Below are 16474 nucleotides of genomic sequence, written 5' to 3' on the forward strand. Positions count from 1 at the left end.
AGATGGCGGGGGCTATGGGGACAAGCGGCGAACTCGAATCGGTCAGGGTCACGCGCATCCTGCGCGACGACATCGTGCTGGGCAGACGTGCGCCCGGCTCGCGTCTGGTGGAGCGCGACATCGCGGCCGAACTGAGCGTCTCCCGCCTCCCGGTCCGCGAGGCCATCCGCACCCTCGTGGCCGAAGGGGTCGTCGTCGCACGCCCCCGCACCTGGGCGGTCGTGCGCGAGTTCACCCGCCGCGACATCCAGGATTTCGCCGAGGTCCGCGAGGCCATCGAGACGCTCATCTTCGTCTTCGCCGCCGAACGCCATGATGAGGCGGGCATCGCCCGGATCAGAGCCGCCTACGAGCGCGAGCTCGCAGCGGCCACGGCCGAGGACTCCGAGGCCGCGCGGATCGCGGCGGCCGAGTTCCACGAGGTCGCGGTCGAACTCGCGGGGAACGAGATGCTCGGGGAGCTCATCGCCGTGTTCCTCACGCGGCTGCGGTGGCTGTTCGGGCAGCACGACGATCTGCTCGCCATGGCCGACGAGCACCGCATCATCCTCGAGGCGGTGGCCGCACGCGACACGGAGGCGCTGCGCCGTATCGTGCCAGCCCACCTCGCCAGCGGCCAGTCGGCGGCGGAGCGACGTCTCGACGACGGCAGCGACCTGCTCGTCTGAACCGGCGCCATCCCGCTCGCGCAGATTCGGGAACACCGACGACGGGTCCAGTTGTATATTGGTCCGATCGGAGTCGGTCCGGAAACGTTGCGCTGTTCTGGGGAGCGAGATGCGGAGTCTTGCTGTCGCGGTCGGGTGCCTGCTGCTTCTCGGGGGAGTCGCGCTGGTCGCGATCGCCGATCAGGAGCGGGTGGCAGCCCTCACCGCCGTCAAAGCGGAGATCGTCCGTGTCGAGCGCGCCCTGGACGAGTCCCACGGCGAGAACCTCGAGCTCGCGCAGAAGCTCACCGCGCTGCGTTCGCAGATCGCTGAACAGGATGCCGAGATCGGCGACACCACGGGGTTCCTCCGGTGATGCGCCGGGTGCTGGCGGTCACGCTCGCGGCGGCGGTCGTGCTGTCCGCCGGAGTGCTCGCCAGGGCGGATGCCCTCGAGCAGGAGCGCGTCGCGGCCGTGGCGGAATTCGGCACCCTGTCGCAGCAGTACCACGAGGCCAGGCAGCGCACCGAGTATCTCGAGGCGACCATCGCGCAGGCCGAGCAGGACACCGCCGACCGCGCGTCGGTGCTCGCCGTCCGGCCGGCATTCGTCGCCGAGATCGCGGCTCTGAGCCGCGTCTTCGACAACGCACAGGGGATGGTCGACACGGCCTCTCATCGGGCGGCCGCGCTGTCGGCGCAGCAGACCGTGCTGGCCGAGTCGGACGACCCCGCGACCGTCACCGCCGCCACGGCCACGGTGCATGCGCTCGCCGAGAAGGTCGGCACGCAGGTCGCCTCGGTGCAGGCCGCGCAGAGCGCAGGGCCGGGTGGCCCGGCCTGGACATCGAGCGGGCCCGACGGGTACGCGCGGGTGCGGGCGGCGCTCGACCTCGTCGGCGGAGGCGGCGTCGGGCTGTACGAGTCGTCGTCGTGCGCGGGCGGGAACGCGCCGGCCTGCGCCAACAGCAACGGCTACATCAAGTACCGCGGCGACATCGCGAACTGGAGTGCGGGCCGGTTGAACTGGGCCATGGCGCACGAGCTCGCGCACATCTACCAGTTCCGGGTCTGGGGCGCGCTCACGTCTTCGGGCGCTTACGCCTCGATGTTCGGCAACGACCCGGAGTTCCTCGCCAACTGCATGGCCGTCGTCCGCGGCTACCCCGGCTCGGTCGGCTGCAACGGCGATCAGCAGGCCTGGGCCTCGGGCATCTGGGTGGGCGCGGTCCGCTGACCCGGGCCGGCCGGTGGGGTCAGGTGGCGGGCGTGGTCGTGTCGATCGCCGCGCGCAGCGGCCGCCGCATCACGCGCCAGTACGACGATGGGGCGATGCGCGTGAGCACGTCGATGAGCCGTGCCTCGCGTCCGACCATCGTGCGGGCAGCCCGTCGCTCGGTCGCCCGGATGATGCGGGCTGCGGCATCCGCCGGGTCGGTGTGGTACATCGCGGCCTGCGCCGCGGCGGCACGGGCGGCGACTTCCGGATCGATCGCGGCGGCGTAGCGCCCGTGCAGGATGATGCCGGTGCGCACGCCTGCCGGGTACACCGCTCCGACGCTGACCGTGGTGCCCTCCAGCTCGTGCCGCAGCGCCTCGGAGAAGCCCCGCACGGCGAACTTGCTCAGCGCGTAGGGGATGCGTCCGGCCGGAGCGGCGAGTGCGTACACGCTCGCGAAGTGGGTGATGTGCGCGGCGGGCGCAGCGCGGAGGGCGGGCAGCAGCGCCTTGGTGATCGAGACCGTGCCCCAGAGATTCACGTCGGTGAGCCAGCGCATCTCCTCCATCGTGAGCTGGTCGAGGTTTCCGAGCATCGACGAGCCGGCGCAGGTGATGAGGGCGTTGATCCTCGGATGCGCTGCGGTGATCTCGGTGGCGGCGGCGAACACGGCGTCGTCGTCGCGGAGGTCGACCACGTGCGTGGTCGCCCGTGCATCCCCCAGCTCGGCGGCGAGCGTCGCGAGCGCGGCACTGTCGTGGTCGATCAGGGCGAGGTGCGCTCCTCGGGCGGCCAGCAGGCGGGCGATGTCGGCGCCCATGCCGTTCGCGGCTCCCGTGATCACGGTGGTGCTGCCGGCGAGATCGAGGTGTTTCATGAGTCTCCTGCGGTGCGCGATCCGGGGCGGTGGCTGCGGATGTCGGAGGGGTGGGGCATGCTGATCCGGAACCATTCTGGCCGACACCGGGCCCTAGTGATACCGGTACGCTCGTGGAGAGGAGGTACCGGTGGGACGGACAGCGGATGCCATCGCCGAAGGCGTCGCGATCGCGACGGCTGCCGCGCGCCTCGCCGTGAAGAATCACATCCTCATCGGCACCATCGCCGAAGACGGCGTCTTCGACATGGAGAAGTACATCGACGATGCGCGGGAGGCGCTTCGGGCGATGGCCGAAGAGGCGGAAGAGGCGGCCGCCAACGTCACCGCTCTGCGCAAGCGGGCCAGGGGTCGGCACTCCGATCCGGTGGGCACGCACGACTACCGCGACCGCGATGTGCGCAACCTGCGCCGCCGGGCCAAGCAGTCCACCGGGGTCGGCCAGCGCCTGCGTGAGGTGATGGAAGACCGAGAGCGTCTCGCCCAGATCGTCGAAGAGGCGCGTGACGCCGCCTGGGCCGACGTGCGCCACAATCTCGACCGCCGACTGCGAGTCGAGGGCATGCGTCCTGACCAGGATCCCGACTACAACCGCATGCGCGAAGCGCGCATGCAGGCGCTGCGTCTCGTCGACCTTCAAGCGCTCTCGTCCGAACAGCGCGCGCGGGCCAAGCGGCGCAAGAAGCAGCAGAAAGCCGAGGCGGCGAGCGACTGAGGCCTCGTTTCGCTTTCGCGTCGGGACTGTTGTAGGCTGTTCCACGGCCCGCTGAGCGGGCTGGGCGCCCGTAGCTCAATGGATAGAGCATCTGACTACGGATCAGAAGGTTAGGGGTTCGAGTCCCTTCGGGCGCACACTGTGTTGAGACAGTACAGAATCCCCGTCGCGAAAGCGGCGGGGATTCTGCTGTATCCGGGTCCCATTCTCGGGGCCGCTGGTGGGGCGCTCTCGGGTTGACCGCAGGCCGCGTCAGAGGAGGCTGGTGATCGCGGGGTCGCGGCGGGCGACCTCCGCGGCGGTGGCGACGATGACCTCGCGGATCGCCGCGACCGCGACCGCAGGGGTGACGTCCGCTCGGTGGGCGAGGCTCACGGTGCGGGTCATCATCGGGTGCGTCAGTCGAACCGACCGCAGTGCGGGGCGATCGAGCAGCACCATCGCCGGGACCACCGCGACGCCGACACCGCGTTCGACGAAGCGCAGCACGGCATCCATCTCGGCTCCCTCGAGCACGTGGGTGGGCACCAGGCCCTCGGCGCGGAAGGCGGCGTCGGTGGTCGCTCGCAGCTCGTACGTCTCGTCGAGAGCGATCAGCGGGAGCGTTGCCAAGTGGGAGAGGCTCATCGCGGGCATGGTCGAGACCGGCGGCTCTGTCGCGGCGGAGATGACGACGAGTTCTTCGGCGAGCAGCGGCATGCGCGTGAGGCTGAAGCCCGACGGCGGTGGACCGTCGGATTCGGTGATGAGGGCGATGTCGACGGCACCGACGGCGAGCTGATCGACGAGCCGGCGCGAGCCGCTCTCGGTCAGATGCAGATCGACGCCCGGATGGCTGGCGTGGAACACGCTGATCGCCTCGGCGACGAGGCTGATGCAGAGCGTGGGCGGCGCGCCCAGTCGCACACGCCCACGGCGGAGGCCGGCCAGCTCGCCCATCTCGTCGCGGATCGCATCGGCTTCGGCGAGCATGCGCTGTGCGCGGGGGAGGAGCGTCTCACCTGCTGCCGTGAGCGCGATGTGGCCGCGTGCGCGGTGGAACAGTTCGGCGCCGAGCTCGCGCTCGAGGGTGGAGATCTGTCGGCTCAGCGACGGCTGTGCCAGGTGCAGGTGCTCGGAGGCGCGGGTGAAATGTCCGAGGCGTGCGACCTCGACGAACCCGCGGAGCTGCTCGAGGTTCATGGTCATAGCCTACCGGCATCGTTTCCACTCGAACTATGCATTGGAGTTATTAGGGTCCCCTAATTAGCGTGGAAAGCATGTCTACCCCCGAACGTCAGATATCCACCACCGTCCTCGTGATCGGCACCGGCGGCTCCGGTCTGCGCGCAGCGATCGAGATCGCCGAACACGGCGTCGATGTCCTCGCCGTCGGCAAACGTCCGCGTCAGGACGCGCACACCTCCCTCGCGGCCGGCGGCATCAACGCGGCGCTGGGCACCATGGACGCCGAGGACAGCTGGCAGCAGCACGCGGCCGACACCATCAAGGAGAGCTACCTGCTCGCCAACCCGCACACGGTCGAGATCGTCACGCAGGGCGCCGAGCGCGGCATCCGCGACCTCGAACGGTGGGGCATGGACTTCGCCCGAGAAGACGACGGCCGCATCTCGCAGCGGTTCTTCGGCGCACACACCTTCCGCCGCACCGCCTTCGCCGGTGACTACACGGGCCTCGAGATCCAGCGCACGCTCGTGCGCAAGGCCGAGCAGCTCGAGGTCCCGATCCTCGACCACGTCTACATCACCCGTCTGCTCGTGCGCGACAACGTCGTGTTCGGCGCCTACGGCTTCGACCAGGCCGACGGCACTCGCTACCTGATCCACGCGGATGCCGTGATCCTCGCAGCCGGCGGCCACAACCGCATCTGGCGCCGCACCTCGTCGCGTCGCGACGAGAACACGGGCGACTCCTTCCGCCTCGCGGTCGACGCCGGAGCGCGCCTGCGCGACCCGGAGCTCGTGCAGTTCCACCCGTCCGGCATCATCGAACCGGAGAACGCCGCCGGGACCCTGATCTCTGAGGCCGCACGTGGGGAGGGCGGCATCCTCCGCAACGCCCTCGGAGAGCGGTTCATGGAGAAGTACGACCCCGAGCGCATGGAGCTGTCGACCCGCGACCGCGTCGCGCTCGCCGCATACACCGAGATCAAGGAAGGACGCGGCACCGAGAACGGGGGCGTCTGGCTCGACGTGTCGCATCTGCCGCGCGAGACGATCATGACTCGGCTGCCGCGCGTCTACCAGACGATGATGGAGCTGCAGATGCTCGACATCACGACCGACCCGATCGAGATCGCGCCGACCGCGCACTACTCGATGGGTGGAGTCTGGGTTCGTCCCGAGGATCACCAGACCGACGTCGAGGGGCTGTACGCGATCGGCGAGGCCTCGAGCGGACTGCACGGAGCGAACCGGCTCGGCGGCAACTCGCTCATCGAGCTGCTGGTCTACGGGCGCATCGTCGGGCAGGCCGCCATGGAGCACGCGGCCGGTCTCGACGCGCAGCGCCGGTCGGCGACGGCGGTCGCGGCAGCACGGGCCGAGATCGACGACCTGCTCGCCGCGGAGGGGCGCGAGAACGTGCGCGCCCTGCAGCGCGCCATCCGCAACCTGATGACCGAGTACGCGGGCGTCGTCCGCTCGGAAGACGGGCTGCGTGCAGGACTCGCCGACCTCGACATGATCGAGGGGCGCATGGAGGATGTGGGGATCCACCCCGATATCGCCGGTTTCCAGGACCTCGCGCACGCGTTCGACCTCAAGGCCTCCGCGCTCGCCGCTCGTGCCACCCTCGAGGCTGCGCTCGAGCGTCGGGAGACGCGCGGATGCCACAACCGCAGCGACTTCCCCGACACCGACCCGACCCTGCAGGTGAACCTGGTGTGGTCGCCGACCGCGGGCGTCACCCGCGAGGAGATCCCGGAGGTCTCGCCCGAGATCGCCGAGCTCATGCGCGAGGTCGACACCGCGGGAAAGCTCGTCGAGTAGATCCGCCGAGGCCCCGGCTTCGCACCGAGACCCCGCCCTGCTGCTGTCTGCACGGGGGGTCTCGGCGGTGATCCGGGGTCTCAGCGAGCTGCTCAGCCGGCCTGCGGCTCTTCCGTGTCGACGACCCCGATCCCCACGGCCTCGTGATCCGGCTCGGGCTCTTCGCGCTTCGGCGCCTTCGGTTCCTCGCCCGGGTCCTTCTCGGTGCTCGGCTCTTCGAGGTCTTCGGTGCTCGGCACCTCGCTCGGGTCGGCGTCTTCGGGTGATTCGGCCTCGGCGGGTGTGGTCGCCTCGCCCGCGCTCGTGTCGGAGGCGGGCGTGGGAGTGGGCGTCTGCGCCTCGGCGGGATCCTGTCCGGCAGTGCTGTTCGTCATGGTGGCCCCTTTCGTGGTGTCGTCCGATCAGGATGCCTCGGAAGCACGCGCGGCTGAAGGGGCTTGACGCGGCGCCGAGTTAACCGGGGTGAACCGAAGGCGCCGATGCGGCGTAGCCTGGAGGGGTGACTGCGTACGTCTCGGCCTTCGACCTCTTCTCCATCGGAGTGGGGCCTTCGAGCTCCCATACGGTCGGACCGATGCGGGCCGCCCTCGACTTCGCGCGACGGCTCACCGCGACGGGCGTCCTCCCGCGCGTGGCGCGCGTCGGCAGCACGCTGTACGGCTCCCTCGGCGCCACCGGGATCGGGCACGGGACTCCGGATGCCGTGGTCGCCGGTCTGCGCGGACTCGCGCCGGAGACGTGCGAACCCGCCGACGTGAGGTCGGCCTGGACGGACTTCCCCGTGGGTGGCGCGCTGTCGATCGACGGCATCCATGACGTCCCGTTCGCGAAGGACGACATCGTCTTCGCGCCGCGCACCCGCCTGCCCGGTCACCCGAACGCCATGACGATCACGGCGTGGGATGCCGAGGAGCAGATCGTCGCCGAGGAGACCTATTACTCGGTGGGTGGCGGGTTCATCCGCCGCGACGGGGAAGAGGCGAAGCTCACGACCGCGGGGTTCCCCTACGCGTATGCGGATGCCGCGTCGCTGCTCGCCCTCTGCGACGAGAACGGACTGTCGATCGCCGAGGTCGCGCGGCTCAACGAGACCTCGCTGCGCGGCGAGGAAGAGGTCGCGGCCGGGCTCGACGCGATCTGGGATGCGATGTCGGGGTGCGTCGATGCCGGCCTCCACGCCGACGGCACGCTGCCCGGCATCCTCAAGGTCAAGCGACGGGCCGGAGTGATCCGCGGCCAGCTCGAAGCGGTCGAGGCCGATGGGCATCGAGAGCTGCCGGGCGAGTGGCTCGGCGCCTTCGCCCTGGCCGTCAACGAAGAGAACGCGGCGGGTGGCCGGGTCGTGACCGCGCCGACGAACGGCGCCGCCGGCATCCTCCCCGCCGTCGCCATGTACTGGTGGCGGTTCCTCGCCGACTCCGGACTCGGCGCGGGCAACGCCGTGACTCCCTACGGCGAGCTGGTCGGCAGCGCGTTGCTGGGCTTCGAGTCCGACGTCCGGGCGGTGGAGGCCGCGAGCGACCTCGATGAAGAACAGACTGCCGAGGCCAACCGTCGCCGTGGCATCCGTCGTTTCCTGCTGACCGCGACCGCACTCGGATCGCTGTTCAAGGCGAACGCGTCGATCTCGGGAGCCGAGGGCGGATGTCAGGCCGAGGTCGGCTCCGCGTGTGCGATGGCGGCCGGCGGACTCACCGCGGTGATGGGCGGCACGAACCGTCAGATCGAGAACGCCGCGGAGATCGCCATGGAGCACCACCTGGGGCTCACCTGCGACCCGATCGGCGGACTCGTGCAGATCCCGTGCATCGAGCGCAATGCGATCGCGGCGTCGACGGCGGTCACGGCGGCTCGTCTCGCCCTGCGCGGAGACGGCAGCCACTACGTCTCACTGGATGCGGTCGTCGAGACGATGCGCCAGACGGGCGCCGACATGTCGACCAAGTACAAGGAGACCAGCGAGGGCGGCCTCGCGGTCAACGTCATCGAGTGCTGATCGCGCCCGCCCGACTCCGTGTCCGCGGATGCCGGTAGCCTCCACCTGACACCACGCGGAGGGAGCACGATGGATGCGTTCTGGGAGCCGAGCTCTCGCCGACGGCGGCAGCAGCCGGTCGTGGCGGTGCGCCCGAACGACGACGCCCCGACGCCGGATGGGGAATGGCCGACGAGCATTCCCGCGGTCGCCCAGGTGCTGCGGGAGGGGATCGATCTCGACCCCGGGGTGACGTTCCTCGTGGGCGAGAACGGCAGCGGCAAGTCGACCCTGGTCGAAGGCGTCGCACTCGCCTACGGCCTCTCGCCCGAGGGCGGTTCGCGACAGGCGCGGCACAGCACGCGAGCGACCGAGTCCCCGTTGTCGGAGTGGATCCGGCTGCAGCGCGGTGTGGGAGCCAACCGCTGGGGCTTCTTCCTGCGGGCCGAGACGATGCACTCGTTCTACACGTACCTCGAAGACAACCCGTCGACCGGCGGCGCCGATGTGCGGTTCCACGAGATGAGCCACGGCGAGTCGTTCCTCGCGCTGTTGGAGAGCCGCTTCGACGAGCCGGGCTTCTACTGTCTCGACGAGCCGGAGGCCGCCCTGTCGTTCAACTCCACGCTGGCGCTCATCGCGGTGCTGCGGCGCATCGCCGACGACGGTGGGCAGGTGCTGTGCGCCACGCACTCGCCGGTGCTCGCGGCGCTGCCCGGCGCGAAGATCCTCGAAGTGGGGGAGTGGGGAGTCCGTCCCGCCGAATGGGGCGATCTTGAGATCGTGAACCACTGGCGCTCGTTCCTCGAGCATCCGACACGCTACCTCCGCCACCTGCTCGACTGAGGGTGGAGCCCCGCGCCGCCGGCACGCGTCATAGGCTGGCGGTCATGACCGAGCAGACGGCGCCGCGCCGGCGAGGGCGCCCCCGGGGCGGCTCCGATTCGCGGGCGCGCATCATCGCGTCGGCGGTCGACGACTTCGCCGAGAAGGGGTACGACGGGGCGACGATCCGTTCGATCGCCGCGAGAGCCGGCGTCGACTCGGCACTCGTGCACCACTACTTCGGCACCAAGGCCGACCTCTTCGCGGAGGCCGTCGGCATCCCGCTGCGCCCTGACGTCGATGTGCCGAAGATCCTCGCGGGTCCGCGCGACGAGGTCGGCGAGCGGCTGATCCGCTACGTGCTCGAGGCGTTCGAGCAGCCCGAGGTGCGCCGGCGAGGGGTCATGCTGCTGCGCACGGCGATCGGCAGCCGGCTCACGACCCCGCTGCTCGCGGGCTTCCTGTCTCGTGAGCTGCTGTCCCGCGTCGCCCGGAGCCTCGACGCCGACGATGCCGACCTTCGGGCATCCCTCGTCGCCTCGCAGATCGCCGGGATGCTGATCGCACGCTACGTGCTGCGACTACCGGCGCTCGCCGCGGCGTCGGTCGACGAGCTCGTCGCCCGGATCGGCCCCACCCTGCAGCGCTACCTCTTCGACTGAGCACACGGCCCCCGGATCCCGTTGACGTGATCGACCCGTAGGCGCATAATTCATCACATGATGAATAACTCGGCCGTCGAGATCGCGCAGCTGCGGGTGCACCGCGGGGCGGTGCAGGTCTTCGACGGGATCGACCTCACGATCCCGCGCGGGCAGATCACGGGACTGCTCGGGCCATCGGGATGCGGCAAGACCACCCTGATGCGCTCGATCGTCGGCGTGCAGCGGATCGCCGAGGGCGATGTCACGGTCCTCGGCGAGCCGGGAGGATCCAGGCAGCTCCGCCACCGCGTCGCCTACGGCACGCAGGGTGCTGCGGTGTACGGCGACCTCAGCGTGCGCCAGAACCTGTCCTACTTCGCTTCGCTGCTCAAGGCGCCGAAGGGCGACGTGGACCGCGTGATCGACGAGGTCGGTCTGCGTGCCCAGGCGGGGCAGCTCGTCGACGCGCTCAGCGGCGGCCAGGCGACGCGGGTGTCGCTCGCGGTCGCGCTCATCGGCTCTCCCGAGCTGGTCGTGCTCGACGAGCCCACGGTCGGGCTGGACCCCGTGCTGCGTGCCGAGCTGTGGGCGTTGTTCCGAGGGCTCGCCGACCGCGGTGTGACCCTCATCGTGTCGAGTCACGTGATGGACGAGGCGGTGCGCTGCGACCGGCTGCTGCTGATGCGGGAGGGGCGGATCATCGCCGACACCACGCCGTCGTCGCTCCTCGCCGACACCGGTACGACCGACGCCGAGTCCGCATTCCTGGCGCTGATCGAGCGGGACCGCAGCGGCGATGCCGACGTCCCTCGATCACGCCGTGAAGCACGGGAGCACCGAGAGGAGGCCGGAGAATGAACGGCCGCCGGATGCTCGCCACCGCGGGTCGCGTGCTCGCACAGCTGCGGCACGATCCGCGGTCGATCGCCCTGATGCTGGTGGCGCCGAGTCTGCTGGTCGGTCTCTTCGCCTGGCTGTTCAGCGACCAGGCGGGGGTGTTCGACCAGTTCGGCGGCGCGATCCTGGCGCTGTTCCCGTTCATCGTGATGTTCCTCATCACGTCGATCACGACCCTGCGCGAGCGTCGCTCGGGAACCCTCGAGCGTCTGATGACCACACCCCTCGAGAAGGCCGACTTCATCCTCGGCTACGCGCTCGCGTTCGGGCTGATGGCCCTGCTCCAGGCGGTGATCACGGTGTCGTTCGCGGTCGGGGTCTGCGGGCTCGACGTCGACGGGCCGCTGTGGCAGCTCGGACTCGTCGCGGTCGTCGACGCTCTGCTCGGCACCGCGCTCGGACTGCTCGCCAGCGCGTTCGCACAGACCGAGTTCCAAGCGGTGCAGTTCATGCCGTTGCTCGTGTTCCCGCAGATCATCCTCGGCGGCCTGTTCATGCCCCGCGATCAGATGCCGGACGTGCTGTACGCCATCTCGGATTGGCTCCCGCTGAGCTACGCGATCGACACGATCAACGCGGTGGCCGCGGGCGACGAGGGCTGGGATGTGTTCGGCCCGCTGCTCATCGTCGTGGCCTTCGCGGTGGGCGCCCTCGTGCTCGCGTCGCTGACGCTGCGGCGGCGCACGCGCTGAGGCTCCGACTCCGGCCGCTGCTCAGCGCGCGGCGCGGTTCTTCGTGTGCTTGGTCGGCACGGCGGCCCACGGGTCTTCGGGCCACGGATGCCGAGGGTAGCGTCCGCGCATCTCGGCGCGCACCTGGCTGTAGGGACCGGACCAGAACGAGGCGAGGTCGTCGGTGACCGCGAGCGGACGCCCGGCGGGGGACAGCAGATGGAACAGCACCGGCACCCGCCCGTCGACGAGCCTGGGAGTCTCGGCCCACCCGAAGCACTCCTGCAGCTTCACGGCGACGACCGGCCGTGCGTCCGGGTCGCCGTCGGGCTCCGGGTAGGTGATGCGGACGCGGGATCCGCTGGGCACCTCGAGGCGCTCCGGCGCGAGCTCATCGAGGCGCACGGCATCGGGCCACGGCAGCAGGCGCCGGAGCGGTGACGAGAGTTCCAGCCGTGCTGCGGGGGTGCCGGACGCGAGGCGATCGAGCTCGGGCGCGAGCCACACGTCGAGGGAGTCGACCAGCCCGGCATCCGAGACATCGGGCCACGGATCGCCGAGCTCTCGTCGCAACAGTGCGAGTCGCCGGCGCAGCGCGTCTGCGGTGTCGGACCAGGTGAACATACCGAGCCCGTCGCGGCGGAGCGCCCGGCGCACGGCGTCGCGGCCCTCCTGTGCCGACGCCTTCACGGGCGCCGAGGACCGCGGAATGGCGCCGATCCGCCGCTCGCGTCGAGCCTGGACGCGGCCTCCGACGAACTCCGCCTCGACGCGGTCGGTCATCAGGTGGCTCGCCGCCTGCTCCATCTGCGCTTCGGTGAGCACAGCGGCCGACCGGATGATCGCGCCGGACCCGGCCGCGGCGCGCGCGGTGGCGCGCGCGACGTCGGCGACGGCGAGCCACTCCACCGCTGCGAGCGGACCCCGCACCCCGGCCCGGGTTCCGGAGGCCAGCAGGAATGTCGCCCCTTCGGCGGTGCGCTCGACGCGATGTGCGATCCGGCCGGGGAACGCCAGCGCGATCACGAGGCCGACTCCGTCGAGGTCCGACCGGACACCCGGCGCGTCCCGGACCATGCGTTCGAGGCGGTTCGCATCGTCGCGCCATCGGCGGGCCTCCGGGCTCCGACCGCCGCGCAGCGCGATGAGGGCCTGCGCGATGTCGGCATCCGAGACGCGCAGCTCGCCGCCCACGAGCGCGACGACCTCGGCCGCGAGTCGGCTTCCGACGACCGGGCTGCCGTCGCGAAGCGCTCGGGCGAGCCGAGGATCGGTCGGGATGCGCGCCAGGACGCGGCCCTCGGCGGTGGCGCGACCGACCTCATCGATGGCTCCGAGGCCCTGCAACACCGTGATCGCATCGGCCAGGTTCTCGGCGGGCAGCGGGTCGATCATCCGCAGTCCGATGCCGCTCGGGGCACCCCAGCAGGCGAGGAGCAGGGCGGCATCCGCGAGGTCGATCACGGCGATCTCGGGCACGGGACGAGCGGGGGCCGCCGCGTAGGTGCGCTCGTCGACGCAGCGGATGACGGTGCCGGGGCCCTGACGGGTGCCGCGCCCCGCCCGCTGCACGCACGACGAGCGCGACGCGGCGGTGGTGACCAGACCCGTCATGCCGCGGCCGGCGTCGCGCTGCGGATGCCGCGAGAGGCAGCTGTCGACGACCAGGCGCACCCCCGGCACGGTGAGCGACGACTCGGCGAGAGAAGTCGTGACGATGATGCGCGGAAGGTCCGTCGGCGTGCGGCCGCGGATCACGGCATCCTGCTCGGCCGGCGGGATCTGGCCGTGCAGTTCCCGCACATCGAAGGCATCGGTCGTGTCGCGGACGCGGCGGGCGATCTCCGACACCTCACGGGCCCCTGGCGCGAAGACCAGCACGTCGGCTTTCGGGTCTTCGCGCACCAGGTTCAGGGCTGCGGATGCCGTGACGCGCGCGACGTGATCGAGGAAGCCCCAGGTGACTCCGCGCTCGTCGAGGCGTGGCACGGGGCTCGGAGCCCAGCGCTCGGTGAGCGGGAAGGCGGGGACGTCGTGGTCGACGACCGGTGCGGGGGAGTCGTCCGTGCCGATGACGGCGGCGATGCGCGCCGCGTCGAGGGTGGCGGACATGGCGATGACCACGAGGTCATCCCGCAGCTCGCGCACCTCGGAGAGCAGCCCCACCAGGAGGTCGGTCTCGAGCGCGCGCTCGTGCACCTCGTCGAGGATTACGGCATCCACACCGTCGAGCCCTGGGTCATCGAGCATTCGTCGAAGCAGCACGCCGGCCGTGACGAACTCGACCTGCGTCTCGGGTCCTGCCGAGCGCTCGCCGCGGACGGTGAAGCCCACGCGCGAGCCCACGGGCGATCCGTCGAGGTGGGCGAGGCGTCGGGCGGCGGCGCGGGCGGCGACGCGGCGCGGCTGGGTGACGATCACGCGACCGGTCGTCCGCGAGGCGAGGAGCGGCGGCACGAGGGTGGTCTTGCCCGTGCCGGGTGGGGCGGTGACGACAACCGATCCGCTCGCATCGAGCGCTGCTGACAGTTCGTCGAGCGCGGCCGCGAACGAGAGCCCCGCACCGATGGCGGCGAGGTCGAAGGCGGCGGACGTCATACGTTCAGTCTGCCCGGTCGCAGAGACCAAGCAGCGGATGCCGCGACCGGAGAGGTCGCGACATCCGCTGTCGTGAAGGTGTGACTAGTCCGCTGCCGGAGCCGGCGGTGCGGGCGGCGGCGGGGTGGTCGGCGTCGAGACGCGCGGCGCGGGTGCCGCAGGCGTTGCTTCCGCGACACCGGCTCCGAAGCCGCGGCCGACGGCCTGACCCTGGATGATGCCGGCGAGGTCGAGCCCGGTGGCTGAGTGGACGCTCTCGAACACCGAGGCCAGGGCCTTGGCATTGTCGGCACCGACGACGTCTGATGCGCCGTCCTGGCCCGAGCCGCCGATGATCGACACGTTGCCGATCGCTGCGTACCCCTTCGAGAACTCGGCCATGATCGACGGCAGCACCTCGAGCACGCGCTGCGAGAGGAAGGCGTCCTGGTTCGAGGCGATGGCCTTGGCCTCGGCCTCGAGAGCTGCGGCGCGGGCGTCACCCTCGGCGCGGATCGCCTCGGCTTCGGCAGCAGCCTGCAGGCGTCGGGCGTGAGCCTCGGCCTCGGCCTTCGAGCGCAACGCGTCGGCCTCACCGGTGGCGCTCGCGACGGCAGCCGCGGCCTCACCGGCGGCGCGGGCCTTGTCGGCCTCGGCCTGCTGCTCGGCGATGCGGGTGCGGGCTTCGGCCTGCTTGACCTGCTCGATCGCTGCGGCCTCGGCGGCCCGCTCGCGGGTGTAGAGCTCGGCCTGAGCACGGGTCTCGGCCTCGTACCGCTGCGCGTCGGCGACGCGCTTGACGTCGGCGTCGAGCTGAGCCTGCTTGTTCTCGGCCTGCTGCTGCAGCACGGCCTGCTGCGCCTGCTCGCGGGCGAGGTTCTCGGCCTGCTCCGCCTCGGCGCGCGCGCGACCGATGCCGGCGTTCGAGTTGGCGGTGTTCGTGTCGAGCGCGGTCTGCTCGATCAGGTTGGCTTCCTGGTTCGCGATGTTCTTCTGGTTGATCGCGCGGTCGGCGTTGGTCTGCGAGATCTCGGCGGACTGACGCTTCGCCTGGATCTCGGGAGCGCCGAGCGACTGGATGTAGCCGACCTTGTCGGTGATGCCCTTGATCTGGAACGAGTCCAGGATGAGGCCCTGCTCGGCGAGCTCCTGCGAGACGTCGGCGGCGATCTGGTCGGAGAACTTCTTCCGCTCGCGCATCAGCTCGACGACCGACAGGGTCGCGACGATTCCACGGAGGGCACCTTCGAGCTGCTCGGTGGTGAACTGCTCGATGGCCTTGTCCTGGGAGGCGAAGCGCTCGGCGGCACGACGCACCAGGATGGGGTCGGAGCCGATCTTCACGATCGCGACACCGTCGACGTTCAGGGTCACGCTGTCGAGCGACTGCGCCTCGGCGTTGAGCGAGACCTGACGCGAGCGCAGCGAGATGATCTCGTGGCGCTGCGTGATCGGGTTGACGAGCGACTTGCCGTTGACGATGACGGTGACGGGCGACTCCGACATCTCGGAGCGGCTCGACCCGTCGGTCCCGATGACCGCGGTCTGCACCTTCTGCTTGCGGCCCGAGATGACGAGGGCCTCGTCGGCTCGGGCGACCTTGATCCAGCTGCGTGCGAACAGCAGCAGGATGAGCAGCAGGACGACGGCGACGACGACTGCGATACCGACGATGACGAGGATGCCGACGATTCCGGCGATCTCCATGGATGACCTCCCTGGTTCCCCCCGAGGGGGCGGTCTGACGTGCCCGCGACACAGCGGGCGTACGCACCCCACCCTGCCAGAAACGGAAGCGGGCCGTTCTCTCGCGGTAGTGCGTCAGCGGGTGCGGAGCTTCTCCGCGAGGTCGCGCAGCGTGCGCAGCTCGTCGTCGCCGAGGCGCGACATGCGGTCGGCGATCGAGCGCCCGTGCACGGTGGCGAGGGAGCGGAACGCCCGGGCCCCTTCATCCGTCGCGCGGATCAGCGCACCGCGTCCGTCGTCGGGGTCGGCGCACTTTGACACGAGTCCGCGGGTGACCATGCGGTCGACCAGGCGCGAGACACTCGGCTGGCTGATCAGCATGTTCGCGGTGATGTCGCGCAGCCGCGCGGTCATGCCGGGGGAGCGGGTGACGGTGAGCAGCACGTCGTACTCGGCCTGACCCAGGTCGCTGTGCTCGAAGTCCGACATCATCTCGGTGAACAACTCGTGCTGCGCGCGGAACAGGCTCTCCCAGGCCTCCAGGGCGAGCTTGCGATCGGTCATGTTCACAGAATAGTGGGAACAGTAAAGGGCCGGTCGGAGAGGCTCCCGACCGGCCCTTGTCCCTTGCACCAAGAGTGTCCTGCAATCACATGCGGTGTATGCCACAGCAAACATTCACCGTGTGATCACTGTATAACGGCGAGATAACGAATGCAACGGTTTGGTCACGGAAAGTTTCGTGCGACATT

The 16474-nt window shown here is 70.4% G+C and carries 16 protein-coding genes and 1 tRNA gene; 11 read left to right on the forward strand and 6 right to left on the reverse strand.

Annotation, left to right across the window (positions count from 1 at the left end; all coding sequences use genetic code 11):
- The first annotated feature begins 14 nt into the window (after positions 1-14).
- The 3 genes from HCX50_RS09935 to HCX50_RS09945 all read left to right on the forward strand — a co-directional run bounded on the left by HCX50_RS09935 (position 15) and on the right by HCX50_RS09945 (position 1883).
- Positions 15-668 carry a GntR family transcriptional regulator gene (locus HCX50_RS09935; protein ID WP_237682438.1) on the forward strand — a complete coding sequence of 218 codons (654 nt, stop codon included), beginning with the start codon at positions 15-17 and terminating at the stop codon, positions 666-668.
- A 109-nt stretch (positions 669-777) separates the two neighbouring features.
- On the forward strand, positions 778-1023 hold the full coding sequence (locus tag HCX50_RS09940) for a hypothetical protein (RefSeq protein WP_091035614.1): 246 nt from the start codon (positions 778-780) through the stop codon (positions 1021-1023).
- Positions 1023-1883 carry a hypothetical protein gene (locus tag HCX50_RS09945; protein ID WP_167634117.1) on the forward strand — a complete coding sequence of 287 codons (861 nt, stop codon included), beginning with the start codon at positions 1023-1025 and terminating at the stop codon, positions 1881-1883. Before HCX50_RS09940 ends, HCX50_RS09945 begins: the two co-directional genes overlap by 1 nt.
- A 19-nt stretch (positions 1884-1902) precedes the next feature.
- Here the strand turns inward: HCX50_RS09945 and HCX50_RS09950 are convergent, their stop codons facing one another.
- Positions 1903-2742 carry an SDR family NAD(P)-dependent oxidoreductase gene (locus tag HCX50_RS09950; protein WP_167634119.1) on the reverse strand — a complete coding sequence of 280 codons (840 nt, stop codon included), beginning with the start codon at positions 2740-2742 and terminating at the stop codon, positions 1903-1905.
- Between the two features lie 130 nt (positions 2743-2872).
- On the opposite strand from HCX50_RS09950, the gene HCX50_RS09955 reads away from it, so the two are divergent.
- Positions 2873-3457, forward strand: coding sequence for an asparagine synthase (locus tag HCX50_RS09955; RefSeq protein ID WP_167634121.1), 585 nt, complete (start codon positions 2873-2875; stop codon positions 3455-3457).
- 64 nt (positions 3458-3521) lie between these two features.
- Positions 3522-3594 (forward strand) — tRNA-Arg (locus HCX50_RS09960).
- 115 nt (positions 3595-3709) lie between these two features.
- Here HCX50_RS09960 and HCX50_RS09965 read toward each other — a convergent pair.
- Positions 3710-4645, reverse strand: coding sequence for a LysR family transcriptional regulator (locus HCX50_RS09965; protein WP_091035601.1), 936 nt, complete (start codon positions 4643-4645; stop codon positions 3710-3712).
- A 71-nt stretch (positions 4646-4716) separates the two neighbouring features.
- Between HCX50_RS09965 and HCX50_RS09970 the strand changes: the two genes are divergently transcribed.
- Positions 4717-6447, forward strand: a complete 1731-nt coding sequence (locus HCX50_RS09970) for an L-aspartate oxidase (RefSeq protein ID WP_091035596.1) — start codon at positions 4717-4719, stop codon at positions 6445-6447.
- Between the two features lie 92 nt (positions 6448-6539).
- Here the strand turns inward: HCX50_RS09970 and HCX50_RS09975 are convergent, their stop codons facing one another.
- Positions 6540-6821, reverse strand: a complete 282-nt coding sequence (locus HCX50_RS09975; protein WP_091035593.1) for a hypothetical protein — start codon at positions 6819-6821, stop codon at positions 6540-6542.
- Between the two features lie 125 nt (positions 6822-6946).
- Here HCX50_RS09975 and HCX50_RS19875 point away from each other — a divergent pair, with 125 nt between their 5' ends.
- From HCX50_RS19875 to HCX50_RS10000, 5 genes are all read left to right on the forward strand, one after another.
- Positions 6947-8443 carry an L-serine ammonia-lyase, iron-sulfur-dependent, subunit alpha gene (locus HCX50_RS19875; protein ID WP_091035590.1) on the forward strand — a complete coding sequence of 499 codons (1497 nt, stop codon included), beginning with the start codon at positions 6947-6949 and terminating at the stop codon, positions 8441-8443.
- Between the two features lie 69 nt (positions 8444-8512).
- Entirely contained in the window at positions 8513-9268 is a 756-nt protein-coding gene (locus HCX50_RS09985) for an AAA family ATPase (RefSeq protein WP_091035587.1), read from the forward strand.
- 44 nt (positions 9269-9312) lie between these two features.
- A complete protein-coding gene (locus HCX50_RS09990; protein ID WP_167634123.1) occupies positions 9313-9909 on the forward strand; it encodes a TetR/AcrR family transcriptional regulator in 597 nt (198 codons plus the stop codon).
- Positions 9910-9966: 57 nt separating this feature from the next.
- Positions 9967-10749 (forward strand): ABC transporter ATP-binding protein, encoded by a 783-nt coding sequence (locus HCX50_RS09995; RefSeq protein WP_167634125.1) that lies wholly within the window; start codon positions 9967-9969, stop codon positions 10747-10749.
- Positions 10746-11480, forward strand: coding sequence for an ABC transporter permease (locus HCX50_RS10000; RefSeq protein WP_029263788.1), 735 nt, complete (start codon positions 10746-10748; stop codon positions 11478-11480). The genes HCX50_RS09995 and HCX50_RS10000 overlap by 4 nt, the downstream gene beginning before the upstream one ends.
- Before the next feature lie 21 nt (positions 11481-11501).
- On the opposite strand, the gene hrpB is transcribed toward HCX50_RS10000, so the two are convergent.
- From hrpB to HCX50_RS10015, 3 genes are all read right to left on the reverse strand, one after another.
- The gene (gene hrpB, locus HCX50_RS10005; protein WP_167634126.1) at positions 11502-14057 is read right to left on the reverse strand and encodes an ATP-dependent helicase HrpB; all 2556 of its coding nucleotides are present in this window, start codon (positions 14055-14057) and stop codon (positions 11502-11504) included.
- 84 nt (positions 14058-14141) lie between these two features.
- On the reverse strand, positions 14142-15743 hold the full coding sequence (locus tag HCX50_RS10010) for an SPFH domain-containing protein (protein ID WP_167634128.1): 1602 nt from the start codon (positions 15741-15743) through the stop codon (positions 14142-14144).
- Positions 15744-15857: 114 nt separating this feature from the next.
- Positions 15858-16286, reverse strand: coding sequence for a MarR family winged helix-turn-helix transcriptional regulator (locus HCX50_RS10015; protein ID WP_091035572.1), 429 nt, complete (start codon positions 16284-16286; stop codon positions 15858-15860).
- Between the last annotated feature and the right edge of the window lie 188 nt (positions 16287-16474).

This window comes from Microbacterium sp. B19(2022), assembly GCF_012030385.1.
GTDB lineage: Bacteria > Actinomycetota > Actinomycetes > Actinomycetales > Microbacteriaceae > Microbacterium > Microbacterium oxydans_B.

Bases quoted from the DNA above. Each gene is read 5' to 3' on its own strand.
- HCX50_RS10015 (WP_091035572.1), bottom strand. From the start codon at position 16,286: ATGACCGATCGCAAGCTCGCCCTGGAGGCCTGGGAGAGCCTGTTCCGC.
- HCX50_RS09975 (WP_091035593.1), bottom strand. From the start codon at position 6,821: ATGACGAACAGCACTGCCGGACAGGATCCCGCCGAGGCGCAGACGCCC.
- HCX50_RS09965 (WP_091035601.1), bottom strand. From the start codon at position 4,645: ATGACCATGAACCTCGAGCAGCTCCGCGGGTTCGTCGAGGTCGCACGC.
- HCX50_RS09935 (WP_237682438.1), top strand. From the start codon at position 15: ATGGGGACAAGCGGCGAACTCGAATCGGTCAGGGTCACGCGCATCCTG.
- HCX50_RS09950 (WP_167634119.1), bottom strand. From the start codon at position 2,742: ATGAAACACCTCGATCTCGCCGGCAGCACCACCGTGATCACGGGAGCC.
- HCX50_RS09940 (WP_091035614.1), top strand. From the start codon at position 778: ATGCGGAGTCTTGCTGTCGCGGTCGGGTGCCTGCTGCTTCTCGGGGGA.
- HCX50_RS09995 (WP_167634125.1), top strand. From the start codon at position 9,967: ATGATGAATAACTCGGCCGTCGAGATCGCGCAGCTGCGGGTGCACCGC.
- HCX50_RS10010 (WP_167634128.1), bottom strand. From the start codon at position 15,743: ATGGAGATCGCCGGAATCGTCGGCATCCTCGTCATCGTCGGTATCGCA.
- HCX50_RS09945 (WP_167634117.1), top strand. From the start codon at position 1,023: ATGCGCCGGGTGCTGGCGGTCACGCTCGCGGCGGCGGTCGTGCTGTCC.
- HCX50_RS09970 (WP_091035596.1), top strand. From the start codon at position 4,717: ATGTCTACCCCCGAACGTCAGATATCCACCACCGTCCTCGTGATCGGC.
- HCX50_RS09990 (WP_167634123.1), top strand. From the start codon at position 9,313: ATGACCGAGCAGACGGCGCCGCGCCGGCGAGGGCGCCCCCGGGGCGGC.
- HCX50_RS09985 (WP_091035587.1), top strand. From the start codon at position 8,513: ATGGATGCGTTCTGGGAGCCGAGCTCTCGCCGACGGCGGCAGCAGCCG.
- HCX50_RS10000 (WP_029263788.1), top strand. From the start codon at position 10,746: ATGAACGGCCGCCGGATGCTCGCCACCGCGGGTCGCGTGCTCGCACAG.
- hrpB (WP_167634126.1), bottom strand. From the start codon at position 14,057: ATGACGTCCGCCGCCTTCGACCTCGCCGCCATCGGTGCGGGGCTCTCG.